The sequence below is a fragment of the Brevibacillus sp. MS2.2 genome (assembly GCF_013284345.1).
Taxonomy (GTDB): Bacteria; Bacillota; Bacilli; order Brevibacillales; family Brevibacillaceae; genus Brevibacillus; species Brevibacillus brevis_C.
In genome coordinates, this window is the sequence record NZ_JABSUZ010000002.1 from 304,525 (window position 1) to 318,901 (window position 14,377).

A 14,377-nucleotide genomic window follows, 5' to 3' on the forward strand; every position below is an offset into this window, starting at 1 on the left:
GCTGAACGTATGTCGGTCAGAATCACCCGAACAGGCACCGAAGTCGTCCTCGATCATAATGAGTTGGCCAACAAGGGAAAACGTACCCACGCTGAAATCGACTCCTACCTTCAGGAGCTGGATGACGCTAGAGAGGATAAACCGAGCTTAAAGGATAGATTTCGTGAGCTAAAAGACAAAGACGACGAACAGGATCGTCAGCTTGATGCCGTGAAAAGTGATGTTTCTACCATTCAAGCGCGGCTGAATACGTTATCGTCAACGGTCAGTGCGGCAGAAGCGAAAAATCAGACGCAAGATCTTCGTCTTTCGCAAGTCGAACAAAAAAACGCCCAGCAAGACCAAGCCATTTTGAAGCTACAAAGCGATGTCTCCTCTAACCCGAACGCCGAGGTGGTTGCTGCACGTCGGGATCGGGATGGCAGGACGTTTCCCAGTCTGAAAGCTCGGTTGGATGATATGCAGGGGAAGATTGGTACGGGGGGTGGCGGGGGCAACGATGGCGGTGGAACAACTACCACGAAGCCGTTAGTTGACGTCGTTGCTGCTACTAATATTTTGCGTAATGCTTATCGGACGTTAGAGAGTGCGAATCAGGGAGCGTCAGTAAGACATAATTTGTATGCCGATGCTTTTGAAGATCCTACAGGGGTTGACGAATCTAAGTCCGAATCATTTCAAATTGGAAATGGGAAATTCACCAAGACCGCCGGACTAGCTTATAACTGGCAGACATTAGGTGTCCAAACTGCTTCTTCTGTTGGCGATTTCTTTAATAGTAGTAAAAGCTATAGAACATTCAAAATGAACAGTGCCTCCCCTATGTATGCTGTAGAAAAAATCGCAGACGATAATGTTGTTGCAGCAGTAGGGGGGACTTCAGATTACTGGCTTCAAAGTGGTACAAGTGCCGACTTATTCATGAAATGGGCGATACCTGTTGAGGTATACAAAATTATTCTTTGGATGAATGGTAGCTATTATAGCAACGGTCACCATTATTGCGATCATCAAATTTTTGTTAAGAATCCTTCTTCAGGTAAATGGGAGGCAGTTACTCCAAGAGTCAACCTCGCTTCTAAGACCGATAAAGGAGTACATGGTGACGGTTCATGGCACTACCCCATCAACCTTGGCTACCCCATTAATGAACTAATGGTGACCGTATGGAATAAGAGCTCATATATGACCCTCACTGAGGTACAAATACTGCAAGCATCTGATAAAAATCCTGTCATGGTTTCCAAACCAATTCCATTGGCAAAAGCCCCGACCCATCTCGTGTTGGATGCAGAATATGAGGGCAACGCCAGCATTGATATGTCATTGGATGGAGGAGCAACCTTCACATCTGATCTACCTTTGAATCAATTAATTGATTTAAGCACTTTCCTTCCAGGTACTTCTCTCGTCCTCCGCGCCAACCTGAGTGAAAAAGCAGCCCTCCATAGTATTGGCTGCATTTGGTATGACGAAGACACTCTCCCCACGTATACAGATACGGTAGGCGGTAGTTCAGGTGGTAACGTACCTGGTAACGGTAATTCAATAATCCAGATAGAGAAATATGGCGTTATCGCATCTCCTGTTTCTCCTTTAGAAGTAAATATCACCATCCCCTACACTTCTGGTTATAAATTACCCCCTATTGAGGTTTTGAAATTTGCCCTCGGTGAACAAAATTACACTCTCGAAATTGCATCCTTTTCTAGTAACGAGGCCCCTAACTTTGACCATGACAATCATATGGAGGTGGATGGAAAATTACGGCTTAAAACAGACTATTCGTTTGAATTGACAGAAGACACTGTGCTTCCGTCTGGTCATAGTGTGTACTCTTTTACTCTCAATGTTAACCAATACTCGAGTATTGAGAAAATTGGGGTGACTTAAATAGATAGTGACTTAAACATGTCTTTTGAAATTTTGCGGAAATACCTCAGGGTACACGGAAGCTACAATCAATGAAATCAAATAAAACCTCTTAAATACCTTCGTTTAAAGAAACGCGACATCATAGAGAGGAATGATGAAGAATGCCAACACCTGCTACAACAGGACAACTACGGACTAAAATCGCAGATATGGAGATTGGCGATTATCTAAAGGTTAACTGGATTGGGCCTGCCACTTATGAAATAGGCGATGGAGGAAAGCCAGAATGCCCTGTTTCTGGCATCTTCTACAATACTGATCCCTCTAAGCCAGCTAGCCACCTAAATTACTTTTTTTATTTTATTAAAATTGATAAGGGATTACTGATTTGTGACCGTGTTTGGTATCATACAGTTTCCTGGGATACTTTAAATAGTGGCAAGCAAGTTCAAGGGCTTGCAGCAAAAGTAGATGATCTAAATGGATGGATCCGCTGTCTAACGGGCGGAGTAGCTTATACAGATAAAAACGGACATCTTTCCCTAACTGACAAAAATAAAGGCGCATGGCCTCTCAATAATGAGTGGGATAAGTACATTGTGAATTTCCCAGTGGATATGATCCAACCAGGAAAAACACTAGATGATGTTTTTCATTGGAAGGGAGTATGGTCAATAACTCAAGATACGCCAGCTAATGGTCTTCAAGATGCTAGTGGAAGTATACAAACAAACTTACCTTACAACCGCATACTAAGAGGCGGAGGGTTTAATGAAGCTACACCTGCCAATGACATAGGCTACACTACTTCGGCAAACAAGCTTTCCACAATCGGTTTCCGGCCAGTATTTGAATACAAGGAGGTATAGCAGATGGCAACAGTAGGAGAACGTTTATTAACTCCAGAAGAAGGTTGGGTAAGGTATGACCATACTTCTTCCTTTATTAAATACACGGGGACATGGGAAACAGAAACTGGATCATGGAACTATGGTGGAACATCTACATATACCTCCACAGGTGGTGCTACCATTTCTTTTAGTTTCAGTGGGACTCAGCTGCGTATCATTGGAGGTATGTTTAATGATCGTGCAAGAGCAACAGAAGTATATATTGACGGTGTTCTTAGAGGAACAATAAATGAACATACGACAGGTTCTCCCGTTTCTCCAGCCCTTGTCTTTAATCTTGAGGGGCTGGAAAACGGAGTCCATACCGTTCAAATAAAAACTGTGGGAACGAAATTTTTTCTATTTGATGCTATTGAAGTAAATACGCAAGGATTTCTAGTTGGGCAATTGGAGTCACCCCAGAAAGGTTGGAAAAGATACGAAAATTCTATTACCCAGTTTCATTTTCATGGGAATTGGAAGACAGAAATAAATACTGTGCACAGCGGAGGAAGTGCGATAACTACCTCTACGATAGGAGATAAGGTTACTTTTAAATTTAACGGTACAAAAATTAGACTGATATCAGACAGAAATACAAATAGAGAACGAAATTCTACGAAAATCACTATAGATGGCATAACGGAAACTGTTGATATGTATGGTAGTCCTATTGGAAAATATCTATCCTATGAAAAATCAGGTCTGGAAAATACCATCCACACTGTGGAAATTGAACACGTAAAAACAGGAGGGTTCACGACTCTAGATGCTATTGATATAGATGACACGGGCACACTGATTGCGAGTATTGGACAACGCCTGCCTGAACCAGAACTTGGGTGGAAAAGATACGAGCAAGATGATCAGGCATTATCCTATTCCGGTACATGGGTTGTGCAAACAAGCAATACATCGTCTAGTGGAACTGCGATCTATGCGGAGAGGACTGGCGCAAATAAAGTCAGATTTGATTTCTATGGTACTAAGTTGAGAATTTTGGGTGTGGCTAACAGTGGATACCATCCTAACTTAAAAGTAGTAATTAGCGGAGTAGAGGAAAGTTACAGTGCCACCATTGGAAGTCAAAATCAGGGATCTATTCTTCAGTACGAGAAATTAGGACTTGAACTAAAAAGGCACTCTGTTGAAATTTCTTCTACTGTTGAAGGTTACTGGTGGTATATTGATGGAATTGACATTGATGCAAATGGTCGCTTACTTCATCCTGACGAGGTAACTAAAGTAAATGACCTTGAGGTAGGGAAACGAATTCGGTTTCATTACTCTGCTACATCCGGGACTGTAGGGAAATTCTCTGATTTAGGTATGGAAATAAGTAAATTTATCCCTGCATCTTCATCTGCAAGTTCAAATGGCGATGGTTACTTTATAATGGTCGACACTGATCACCAGGGGAAAAAAGTTCTTCTTGCGGATAGAAATATTCAAAATAATATTAGCTGGGATGTCTTGAATACCGCTGGTGTCGCTAGCGGGAGCGGGCTACCATTAGAAATACTTGAGGACCTGGTTCCGACCATGACTGGACAAACTACTGATGGGGTTACTATAACTGCAAGTGCGTATTCTGCCAATGATATGCCTTGGAAAGCTTTTGACAACAATGTATTAGGCCAAGAAAGAAGTATCTGGTACGTGAATGGAACAGAAGCTCCGGTTGGAGGTCATTGGATTAAGGTAGACTTTGGTAGTCAAAAGAATATCAATTATCTCTCATTGATTGGGATGAAAATATCGACAGGCTACCTCAATAATTCCATCAAAGATTGGCAACTATTTGGTTCAAATGATGACAGCACCTACGAATCGGTAACATCTGGGACTGTACCCAATAATGAAGACGCTAAGTTTGTCTACGAGTTTATCAATAATAAATCGTATCGGTATTACAGAATCAATGTTTTAACTAGCTACAACAATTATAGTACTACGCAAATTGCAATTGTCGAGGCAGAACTAGCCGAAAGAAAACACGACAGCGCCTTCACCTTTCGTCTCCCGACTGGTGGTGTAAATTCCACAGACAAAGACAACGAATGGGATAAGTACATTACCGATGACCAGATCTGGAATAATGTAAATCACGGTTCATGGACAAGTACAACTGACCAATCCAATTCAAAAGCCCGCGTAATTCGAGGTTATAACGGTCTCACAAACTGGACCTCCGGTTCAACTGATCTGACAATCCCAGCTAGAGGCTTCCGTCCAGTTCTGACGATTGAGCCTATCAACAATAATCGATTCCTCATACTAGACGGCACAGACGTGAAAACGTACACTTCTTCCGGCTGGGAAACCGTTGGTACTACTCCTCCCACAGACGATATGTTTCTAAATAAAGGCATGCTCGACCTCTCTACATGCGCCCCCTACTTGAAAGATTTAAAAGACAAATCCAACCTCAAAATCCTTGTTTCAAAACCTAAAAGAGAGCCAACAGTCGCTCATCTCACTGGAGTTCCTGTACCAAGAATCGTGAAAATGAAAAATGATACTAGCTTTCTCGGCGTAGCTAAAATCAACTCTTTAACCTTATCAGGTACAGAGAAAGGCGTTCTAAGAGTCGCAATAAGTACGGACAGTGGAGCAACATGGGAAGCAAAACAAAAGGATGGCTCGTGGACAACAGTCGATGTTACTACCCCCATTGAATTCAAAGAAAAAGCAATGACAATAGACGATTTCAATAGCATCTCTGAATGGGACGAGAAAATTGGCCAAGCTAGAAACTTGCGATGCGCCTTCTACTTCGAACAGTCTTCATCCGCTGATGAAACAAGTCTGGACTCTCTTACCATGGATGTGGACTTACTAGATTCCTGGGACATGGCGATGCCAGGAGTAGACTACAAATATGGATATAATCGAAATACCAATCTGCGAGTCCTCTTGCTGTCAAATGGAGACTACAAAATTAACGTTGGCTCTGGCGGCGGCAGCGGCTCCACGCTCACAGAAGTAGATGGAGGTACTTTTTAATGACACTACCAATCAAACTAAAACGCGGTCTAAAATCCAATCTCCCCTCCGCTGCATCAGCGGGGGAGCCTCTTTTTACAACCGATACCCATGAACTTTTTGTCGGAACAGGTGAAAGTGTAGTGCCCATCGCAGCATCTGATCCCACTCTTGCAAATCGAGTAGAAGAACTTGAAATGAACAGAAGTACCATGTCCAGCACCTACACCGAAGAATTTGATACATTAACCTATGTCGACTCCGAAAAGACAACTGCTGGAATAGTAGGGGGAAGAGTAACTCCTACGGTTACCCCTGACTTTACCGAAGACTTCAGTACCACAAACTATTATGACGGATCGAATTCTTTGGGAGTCACAGTAGATACAACCAACCGTCTGATCAGGAATTCCGCAGGGATTAAAAACGGTATTTTTTACGCCAAGCCGATTACCATCCCTAGCACAAGTAAAGTAACCATTAACGCTGTAGCCAACGAGCCTAGCGCATACGCATTCTCAGAAGCCACTCGCTTTTCTTATTCCGGAAGTGTCTTTTCGCAGCCTATGGGTTTTACAGATCGCACGAATCGTACTTGGAAGGTGGCGCTTGTCAATGGTAAGGGGATTTATGCAAAAGTAACAAATCCTGATGGCAGCCTGGCTTTTGAAAGAACCATCTTGCCATTTACAGGGAATACTCATACTCTTCCTTTTCAATCGATAGATTACGTCGTCGACTACAACAATCGTGTTTGGTTCTCCATCTCACACGCATCCTTAGACGGTGTAATTGGTAGCGTGAATAGCGACGGTACCACATTCAAAGATTGGTCTCCCATTTATCTAGGATCATTTGAGGTAGTCGCAACGTCACTAACAGTAGATAGGCAAAACAGAATTTGGGTATTTCATTCTGTTGCCGACTATACACGAATTCACGTTTTTAACAGTGATGGTTCTTTAGTTAAGGATTTGACTAATATCCTTAGTTCCGGAACTACGAGTTACTTACGTTCAACCTACGACCCTATAAGAAATCAAATTGCTGTAGCTGTAATAAATTCAAATGCATTCAAAGTAATCCTACTTGATAGTGCATTTCGCATTGTTCGAAATGTCAATATAACTGTAGGCGGGGGACATGACGGCTCACTGGACATGATGTACGACTCGGATCTCGATAGATACATCGCTATACAAACGATTTATACGGGCGCAACGACATCCTACACAGTTAAACTCTATTCTCTTCATCCTGAAACACTTGCTCAAACCACTACAGTCGCAAACATCAACGCAAATTGGGTTTCCAGACTAGTTGCTGACGGCTCAAATTACCACTTCGTTTACTCCTCCTATGCAGAGTTAAACAAATACTATCTCACTACCTTCAAGGCTTCCGATTTAACCGTCATTGATTCTTCTGTAACGGTCTCGACCTATGCCGGCAAGCATTTTCCCTTTAAAGATAGCAACGGAGTTCTTCGTTCGTTATCGTTAACTTCCAGATATGAAACAAACCAGGCCATCGACGAATACACTTTTGGAGCATCCAAAGCTACCGTTACGTTGGAGGTAACCAATAACAACGGGCTAGATTGGATAAATGCTTTACCCGGAGAAGAAGTTACATTCCAAACACCTTCCACCTCACTACTTATACGAGCCAGATTAGACTCACCTACTACAAATCTATCCCCAGAGCTATATGGTTATCGGGTAATTACAGGCACTCTTTCAGGGGAGGTCATCCAAGAGTTTGTAAGCACCAAGCTCCCTTCCGTATCTCCCATTGCCCATGCCTCGCTTACCGCTGACCAAACCCTTCAAGAAGGCTTAATAGACTGGTACCTGTCCAACAACGGCGGCGCTACTTGGGAAACAGCCGCCCTTGGACGCAAACATTCTTTTAAGAACCCGCTCTATGCAGATTTACGAGTAAAAGCAGTCATTACCTCGCCCTCTGGCTCCGTGAAATCACCTGCCATCTCTGGTTACACCCTGACCAGCTCCAACCTTTTACTCACTCCAGCCAAAACAGGTACCAACCTAACCGCCACCATGTCAGCGGACCAAACTCTATCCGCCCCTCACACCTTCACCAAAATTGCTTTCAATACACCCTTACAAGACGAACTGCAGGAATTCGATAAAAACCTAAATCGCTTTATCGCAAAGGTACCGGGCGACTACTTAATTGTTGGCTCAGCCCGAATCATTAGCCCAACAACCTCACCAAACGGACTACATCTAGAAGTCAGAATCAACGGTGAACTTCATAAAGTACTCAGTAGCATCGTTTCCTATTCCAACCATGCCTGGTGTCTAAACGGATCAAGCATCGTTCGACTTCAACAAGGTGACTACGTGGAGCTTTTCGGTTACTCGTTTTTTGCCAATGGCGTCGTAGAAGCCCTCCCTACCTATTCTTACTTCCAAATCAAGCAGTTGTGGTAGCATTTCCACTCAAACCACCGTGAGAATTTCCCCGAACTGTCTACTCTATATATAGACCTCACAAGAGAAAGCAGGTGAACAAACGGATGATCCAAACACTACTCAACTCCTCCACTCTCCCTTTGGTAGTATCCAGTGTGCTGACGGCAATCGTCACCTATCTGGTTGCTCGCCACAACAACAAGAAAGAGTTGATGATTACAGACAGGCAGCAAATCTCGCAGGAAAACCAGCAAATTCGCCAGGAGCTTCGTCAGGAAATGGACAAGCTTCGGGAAGAACTCCATGTTTGGCGCAACCGTTGCATGGAGCTTGAAACCATCGTGCAGGAGTGGCGAGATAAATACACGACGCTGGTAGTAGAGAGACAACAGCTAGAGTTTCGTGTAAAAGAGCTGGAGACCGAGCTCAAAACGTACATGCAGGGAAGGGTCTCCTAGATGTAACTGATCCAGCCGCATCTCCTTTTGTTCCTCATCAATGACCGCTTGGTCCAAGGTGCCATCCACGAAGGTGACACCTACCTTCCTTGGGGCGAAATCTCGCCTCGCCTCAGTCTTGATCACTATTTACATCCCCGAAGTACGCCCCGCTTTACTAACACAAGGAGGAACAACCTTTGATTGACATTGACCAATTCATTCACAGCCTGAGTCTGCTTACTTTTATGGCGATCTTGATCGAAGCCGTAACGGAAATTTTTAAAAATGCCTTCCCCGTACTAAAAGACCGCTCCACTTACCTCCTCTCTATCCTCATTGGCATTTCGCTCTCCCTTGCTTTTCAAGTCAACCCCTTTGGTCTTGAGGGCAGCGGCTACTACGTTTCTGCCGTGCTGGCTGGTATCCTCACCAGCCGCGGAGCGAACTACCTCAACAGCTTTGTGAAAAAGCTGAATATATCCTCGAAGCAATAGCCTCATTCTTCCCTACAAAAAAGCACCTGACCTGATGCAACGTCACACGCATCAAGGCAGGTGCCTCTTCTCTTTTCTCTCTATACTTCCTCTATCAAACGCGCCAACAAGGTAGCGCGCGTCGATATTTCTCCCAGTTCGATCCATTCATCCGGCGAGTGGGCGTAGCCACCTTTTACACCAAGTCCATCCAGTGTCGGGACTCCACAAGCAGCAGCAAAGTTGCCATCGCTGACTCCGCCTGTACCCGACTCTTCCAAAGCCATCCCTAGTTCATTGATGCTAATGGATTGTGCAAGGGAAAATAATTTGCCTGTCTCTTCGGTTCGCTCCATCGGCGGTCGGCGAATGCCTCCCTTTACGCTGATGTTTGTACCGGCTAGCACTGGTGTGAGTTCACTCATTACCTTCTCCATGCGTAATGCCTCTTGCATCGAGATAAATCTCACGTCTACTTCAGCTTCTGCCGAGTCGGCTACGACATTGGAGCCGATTCCGCCCTTGATGACGCCCACGTTGACGGTCGTTCCTTTCTCGTAATCGGTCAAGGCATGCAGATATTGCACCTGTCTCGCCAGCTCTTCAATAGCAGAGACACCTTTTTGATGATCGACGCCAGCGTGTGAGGAAATACCGCTGACTGCCACGGTAAAATGGGCGCTTCCCTTCCGCCATGTTTTGAGTGCGCCGCTCGGTTCGGTTGGTGGCTCCAACACAAAGCTCGCCACCGAACGCGCGGCTTCTTCTTCTACCAGTCGGCGAGAAGTCGGGCTGCCGATCTCCTCGTCGCTGTTTAGCAGAAGTACAATTTTTTTATCTGGAGGCAGGCGGTCCAGCTTCACCAATGCCCGCATCGCAAACATGGCTTGCAAAACGCCCGCTTTCATATCGTATACGCCTGGCCCGTACGCTTTCTCATCCCGGATTGCAAACGGTCGGCGAGCCGCCTCTCCTTCTAGCCATACAGTATCGTAGTGGCCAATGATGAGGATTTGCTTTTCCCCGTTGCCCAGCGTACAACGCACCTGATCGCCATATGTCTTATTCGGGATCAGCTCTGCTACTCCCCCTGTCAGCCGTTGAAACTGTAGGGCGAACCAGCCCGCCATGCGGTCGCCTAGCTGTTTGTCACGAGAAGGCGAGTCCATGTTGACTGCCTCTTCGAGTAGCTGTAGATAGTGGGACATATTCTCTTGTACATAAGTGTGGATTGACATAGTGCCTCTTCCTTAGTGAGATTGTGAATTGAGTCCGAACAGGCGCTCTAGTCCGTACACTTTTTCCAACAAGACGATGAACACCAGACTCAGCAGGATGACCACCGAGGAAATCGAAGCCACCAACGGGTCAAGTGTTTCCTGCATATAGGTGAAAATCGCGAGTGGCAGCGTCGTCGTATCCGGTGCCACCAAGAATAAGGAAACCGTCACATTGTCAAACGACGTCAAGAACGAAAAGATCATCCCCGACACGATGGCCGGACGCAACAGTGGCAACGTAATATCCCAGAACACCCGAAACGGATGGGCCCCGAGCATGTATCCCGCTTTTTCCAACGTATAATCGAACGAGCTAAGCCCTGTGAGCACCAGCCTTACGACATACGGAATCGAGATCAGCATGTGCGCCAGCAAAAGCCCCGTAAACGTCCCTGCTATACCAATTCGCGTGAAAAACAGCAGCGCGGAAATCCCGATAATGAGCGAAGGAACGGTAAGTGGTGAAAGCATCAGTGCGTTGATGATGCCGCTCCCACGAAACTTGTATTTGGACAGCGCGAATGCAGCCAATGTCCCTATGAGAGTCGCCAAAATTGCCGTTACCGTAGCGAGCTTAAGACTGAACCACAGCGAATCGATGAACTCCGGTCGATCCAAAATCATCTCATACCACTGCCACGAAAACCCTTCCGGCGGAAACCCGAGATATCCTGCTGCGGTAAAGGAGCTCGGGATAATGACCAGAAACGGCAGATTGACCAAAACAAGCACAAAGAATGTGATGAGTCCGAGTACGTTTATTTTTTTCATGACGCAAACACCTCTTTATACCGCTTGGTTTCAATTAGCTTCGTATACAAAGTCACTAATAGAATCGTGCTTCCCAGAAGCAGGAAGGCAAGTGCCGCACCCAAAGGCCAGTTCAGTGTCGCCATGATTTGCTCATAGGCGATGACAGGCATGACCTTAACGGACGTTCCCCCCATCAAGGCAGGTGTTACAAAAGCACTCATCGACAAGCTGAACACCAGTGTCGTACCGGCAATAATCCCCGGCAAGCACAAGGGCAAAGTCACACTGAAAAACGTACGTACGCGGGAAGCCCCCAAAATCGATGCCGCCTTATTCAGGGACGGATCGATGGCATACAGGCTCGTTGCAATCGCCAGAACCATGTAGGCAATAAAGGAATCCGTCAGACCGATCACAATACCCAGCTCGTTGTACAACAGCCGCAATGGTTGATCGATCAACCCCAGACTGATCAACGTTTCATTGATCCACCCTTTTTCCCCTAAAACTACTACCCAACCGAAGTTGCGAATAACAACACTGATAAGGTGAGGGGCCAGGATCAGCATCGTGACGATTCCACGCATTTTCCCTGTAGCCTGCGCCATGTACATCGCTACAGGGAATCCAAGCAAGAGGCTCGCCAATACCGTCCAGAGACTCACGCGAATTGTCCGCCAAAGAACTTCCAAGTAGTACGGATCTTGTACAAACAATAAATAATTGTGCAAAGAAAACGCCTGATTCTCATCCTGAAAGCTAAGCAAAAGCATCATCAGCATCGGGATGATGAATACGCCAAGCAACAAAATCATCGCAGGTGCTGTCAACAATGTAACCGAGAGACGCTTGCTCATCCGTCATCCCCTTCCTGCGGGCATGACCAGTACGTCGTCCGCGTTCCATTGACAGTAAACCGTTTGACCTTCTTGGCGGTCCACCGAACTATCGGTCATTTGGACTTTTACCGAAAGCGTATGCTCCCCGACCTTGACCTCACATTCTGTGTACGAGCCCAGGAAGGAGGCAAGCTGCAAATGTCCTTTTACCCGATTCGCTTCCTCGCTGACTGCTGTATCGGTCAGCTTGATTTTCTCTGGTCGGATAAAAATGATCACTTTTTCATGGAGTGCCACTGTTCGCTGTTGCTTTGCTGCCTTCACAAGCATTCCACCAGTCGTCCGCAGCGTGAGTACATCCCCGTCCAATCCGATGACTTCCCCTTCCAAACGGTTCGTCTTACCGATGAAGGTATGTACGAATTCAGATGCGGGCTGATTGTAAATCTCCAGCGGTGTACCGATTTGCTCCACGAATCCGTGATTCATGACCACAATGCGATCAGAGAGCGCTAGCGCCTCTTCTTGGTCATGGGTAACGAAAATAGTCGTAACGCCGATTTCGTGATGTAAGCGCTTTAACTCATCGCGTAGCTCTTCACGAAGTTTGGCATCCAAGTTACTGAGCGGCTCATCCAAAAGCAGGAGCGACGGCTCAATAACAAGCGCCCGTGCAATCGCAATCCGCTGACGTTGTCCGCCAGAGAGCTGTTTCGGGTAGCGGTCTGCTACGTTTGGCAGCTTGACCAGCCCGAGTACACGATTCACACGCTCTTGCATTTCTTGCTTGTTCACTTTGCGCAATTTCAAGCCGTAGGCGATGTTTTCCGCCACAGTCATATGCGGGAACAACGAGTACGTCTGGAACACCATTCCCAGCTCCCGTTTGTACGGAGGCACGCCATTCATTCGCTGCCCCTTGATCAAGAGGTCTCCGCCATCCGGGTCCAAAAAACCGGCAATCATATTCAAGGTCGTGGTCTTACCGCAACCAGATGGGCCGAGGAACGAGATGAATTCGCCTTGCTCCACCTGCAGGTTGAAGTTTTGAACCACGACATTGCTTTGAAATTTTTTCATGATGCCGCGCAGTTCAACGTCAATCACCTTGGTCACGTGAATACCTACTTTCCTGTTTTAGGTGCGATTTCTTTGTTAAAGCGATCCAGCCAAGCAGATGTTTCCTTGCTCACTACGCTATAGTCGAAGTTGACAACCTTTGTGCGATCGAATTCCAATGTTTTCGCTACATCGTCTGGCAGCTTCACAGATGTTGCCGGATTGTAGTACAGCTTCGTTGCGTACATCGTTTGAATTTCATCTGTCAAAAGGAAATCGACGAATGCTTTTGCCGCTTTTGGACTCTTCGAACCTTTTACCAGCGTAGCTACGTTCGGTACGATGTTTCCTCCCTCTTCAGGGAAAACGAACTCCAATGGTACGCCTGCTTCTTTTTGTGTCAAGCTGCGCGCCATCGTCCAAGTGGTGTACGCTGCGCTCTTGTTTTGCAGATTTTGCTGAAGCTGTGCTGCACTCTTCGCAAAGGTCGGCATGTATCCTGCAATCGTTTCCATTTGTTTGAAGCCTTGTTCCATATTTTTCTCGGACCCGCCATTTGCGTACGCCAGCATGATCATCGCAGAGCGTCCGAAGTTGCTCGCTACGTCTGTCATCGTGATGTAGCCTTTCACTTCAGGCTTCGCCAAGTCATTCCACGATTTCGGTACAGGCAAGCCTTTTTCTTTTACCAGATCCGCATTGTAGGAAATCCCCATCGGCGTGAAGTTTACGACGACACCGCTATCCTCTGTCACATGCAAATCTTCCGGTACGTTTTTCATGTTCGGAATCTCTGTTGCCGATACGGTTTCCCACAAGCCTTCTTGACGACCTTTCTCTTGCTCGCCGCCCTCAACGATGGTCAAGTCGATTTGCGGAGAATTTTTCTGTGCCTTAACCTTCGCCACGATGTCCGTAGAAACTCCGGAAACATAGGTCAGCTTTACATTCGGATACTTCTCGTTAAACTTCTTGAAGACTTCATCCTTCATCATCTTTTCAACGGTCGCGCCGTTTCCTGCTACTACCAAAGTGTCTTCCAGCTGAGCTTGTGCTTCGGTGCCGCTATTGTTGCCAGCAGCCGGTGCAGGAGCAGATGTTTGCGGTGTGGAGGAGCCACATCCAGCCAGCAAGGAACCAGTCAAAGCGAAAATGGACAAGACGGATAATGCCTTTTTCTTCATGTAAGTTCGACCCCCGATTGTCTGTATTGTTCACGAATAGAGAACATCGTTTCCTATTCGAGAACGATAATGTTATACTAGCATAAAGATACTGACTATTCAAGGTAGTCGTAATAGCATCATCATTGCCTGAATTGCGAGATTGTCAGCATTGTTTC

General features: G+C 46.0%; 11 protein-coding genes. 6 read left to right on the forward strand and 5 right to left on the reverse strand.

The genetic code is table 11. The features are described 5' to 3' along the window. The first annotated feature begins 9 nt into the window (after positions 1-9). From HP568_RS02985 to HP568_RS03010, 6 genes are all read left to right on the forward strand, one after another. On the forward strand, positions 10-1,893 hold the full coding sequence (locus tag HP568_RS02985) for a hypothetical protein (RefSeq protein WP_173628276.1): 1,884 nt from the start codon (positions 10-12) through the stop codon (positions 1,891-1,893). 143 nt (positions 1,894-2,036) lie between these two features. Next, on the forward strand, positions 2,037-2,744 hold the full coding sequence (locus HP568_RS02990; protein ID WP_173628277.1) for a hypothetical protein: 708 nt from the start codon (positions 2,037-2,039) through the stop codon (positions 2,742-2,744). Between the two features lie 3 nt (positions 2,745-2,747). Continuing rightward, entirely contained in the window at positions 2,748-5,771 is a 3,024-nt protein-coding gene (locus HP568_RS02995; RefSeq protein WP_254551004.1) for a discoidin domain-containing protein, read from the forward strand. Further along, entirely contained in the window at positions 5,771-8,209 is a 2,439-nt protein-coding gene (locus HP568_RS03000; protein WP_173628278.1) for a hyaluronate lyase N-terminal domain-containing protein, read from the forward strand. Before HP568_RS02995 ends, HP568_RS03000 begins: the two co-directional genes overlap by 1 nt. A gap of 86 nt (positions 8,210-8,295) precedes the next feature. After that, positions 8,296-8,649, forward strand: coding sequence for a hypothetical protein (locus tag HP568_RS03005; protein WP_173628279.1), 354 nt, complete (start codon positions 8,296-8,298; stop codon positions 8,647-8,649). A gap of 179 nt (positions 8,650-8,828) precedes the next feature. Further along, the gene (locus tag HP568_RS03010; protein WP_173628280.1) at positions 8,829-9,125 is read left to right on the forward strand and encodes a hypothetical protein; all 297 of its coding nucleotides are present in this window, start codon (positions 8,829-8,831) and stop codon (positions 9,123-9,125) included. An 80-nt stretch (positions 9,126-9,205) separates the two neighbouring features. On the opposite strand, the gene HP568_RS03015 is transcribed toward HP568_RS03010, so the two are convergent. From HP568_RS03015 to HP568_RS03035, 5 genes are read right to left on the reverse strand one after another with little or no spacing between them, the layout of a single operon-like run. After that, on the reverse strand, positions 9,206-10,342 hold the full coding sequence (locus tag HP568_RS03015; protein WP_048031090.1) for a M20 family metallopeptidase: 1,137 nt from the start codon (positions 10,340-10,342) through the stop codon (positions 9,206-9,208). 12 nt (positions 10,343-10,354) lie between these two features. Then, on the reverse strand, positions 10,355-11,155 hold the full coding sequence (locus tag HP568_RS03020) for an ABC transporter permease (RefSeq protein WP_048031089.1): 801 nt from the start codon (positions 11,153-11,155) through the stop codon (positions 10,355-10,357). After that, positions 11,152-11,994, reverse strand: coding sequence for an ABC transporter permease (locus HP568_RS03025; RefSeq protein ID WP_048031088.1), 843 nt, complete (start codon positions 11,992-11,994; stop codon positions 11,152-11,154). The genes HP568_RS03020 and HP568_RS03025 overlap by 4 nt, the downstream gene beginning before the upstream one ends. Positions 11,995-11,997: 3 nt before the next feature. Beyond that, positions 11,998-13,092 (reverse strand): ABC transporter ATP-binding protein, encoded by a 1,095-nt coding sequence (locus HP568_RS03030; RefSeq protein WP_048031087.1) that lies wholly within the window; start codon positions 13,090-13,092, stop codon positions 11,998-12,000. Positions 13,093-13,100: 8 nt separating this feature from the next. Further along, positions 13,101-14,219 carry an ABC transporter substrate-binding protein gene (locus tag HP568_RS03035; protein WP_048031086.1) on the reverse strand — a complete coding sequence of 373 codons (1,119 nt, stop codon included), beginning with the start codon at positions 14,217-14,219 and terminating at the stop codon, positions 13,101-13,103. Between the last annotated feature and the right edge of the window lie 158 nt (positions 14,220-14,377).

What these genes read in the sequence shown, in the direction of transcription:
- HP568_RS03025 (WP_048031088.1), bottom strand. Translation starts at nt 11,994, where the DNA reads ATGAGCAAGCGTCTCTCGGTTACATTGTTGACAGCACCTGCGATGATT.
- HP568_RS03020 (WP_048031089.1), bottom strand. Translation starts at nt 11,155, where the DNA reads ATGAAAAAAATAAACGTACTCGGACTCATCACATTCTTTGTGCTTGTT.
- HP568_RS02985 (WP_173628276.1), top strand. Translation starts at nt 10, where the DNA reads ATGTCGGTCAGAATCACCCGAACAGGCACCGAAGTCGTCCTCGATCAT.
- HP568_RS03015 (WP_048031090.1), bottom strand. Translation starts at nt 10,342, where the DNA reads ATGTCAATCCACACTTATGTACAAGAGAATATGTCCCACTATCTACAG.
- HP568_RS02995 (WP_254551004.1), top strand. Translation starts at nt 2,748, where the DNA reads ATGGCAACAGTAGGAGAACGTTTATTAACTCCAGAAGAAGGTTGGGTA.
- HP568_RS03005 (WP_173628279.1), top strand. Translation starts at nt 8,296, where the DNA reads ATGATCCAAACACTACTCAACTCCTCCACTCTCCCTTTGGTAGTATCC.
- HP568_RS03035 (WP_048031086.1), bottom strand. Translation starts at nt 14,219, where the DNA reads ATGAAGAAAAAGGCATTATCCGTCTTGTCCATTTTCGCTTTGACTGGT.
- HP568_RS02990 (WP_173628277.1), top strand. Translation starts at nt 2,037, where the DNA reads ATGCCAACACCTGCTACAACAGGACAACTACGGACTAAAATCGCAGAT.
- HP568_RS03000 (WP_173628278.1), top strand. Translation starts at nt 5,771, where the DNA reads ATGACACTACCAATCAAACTAAAACGCGGTCTAAAATCCAATCTCCCC.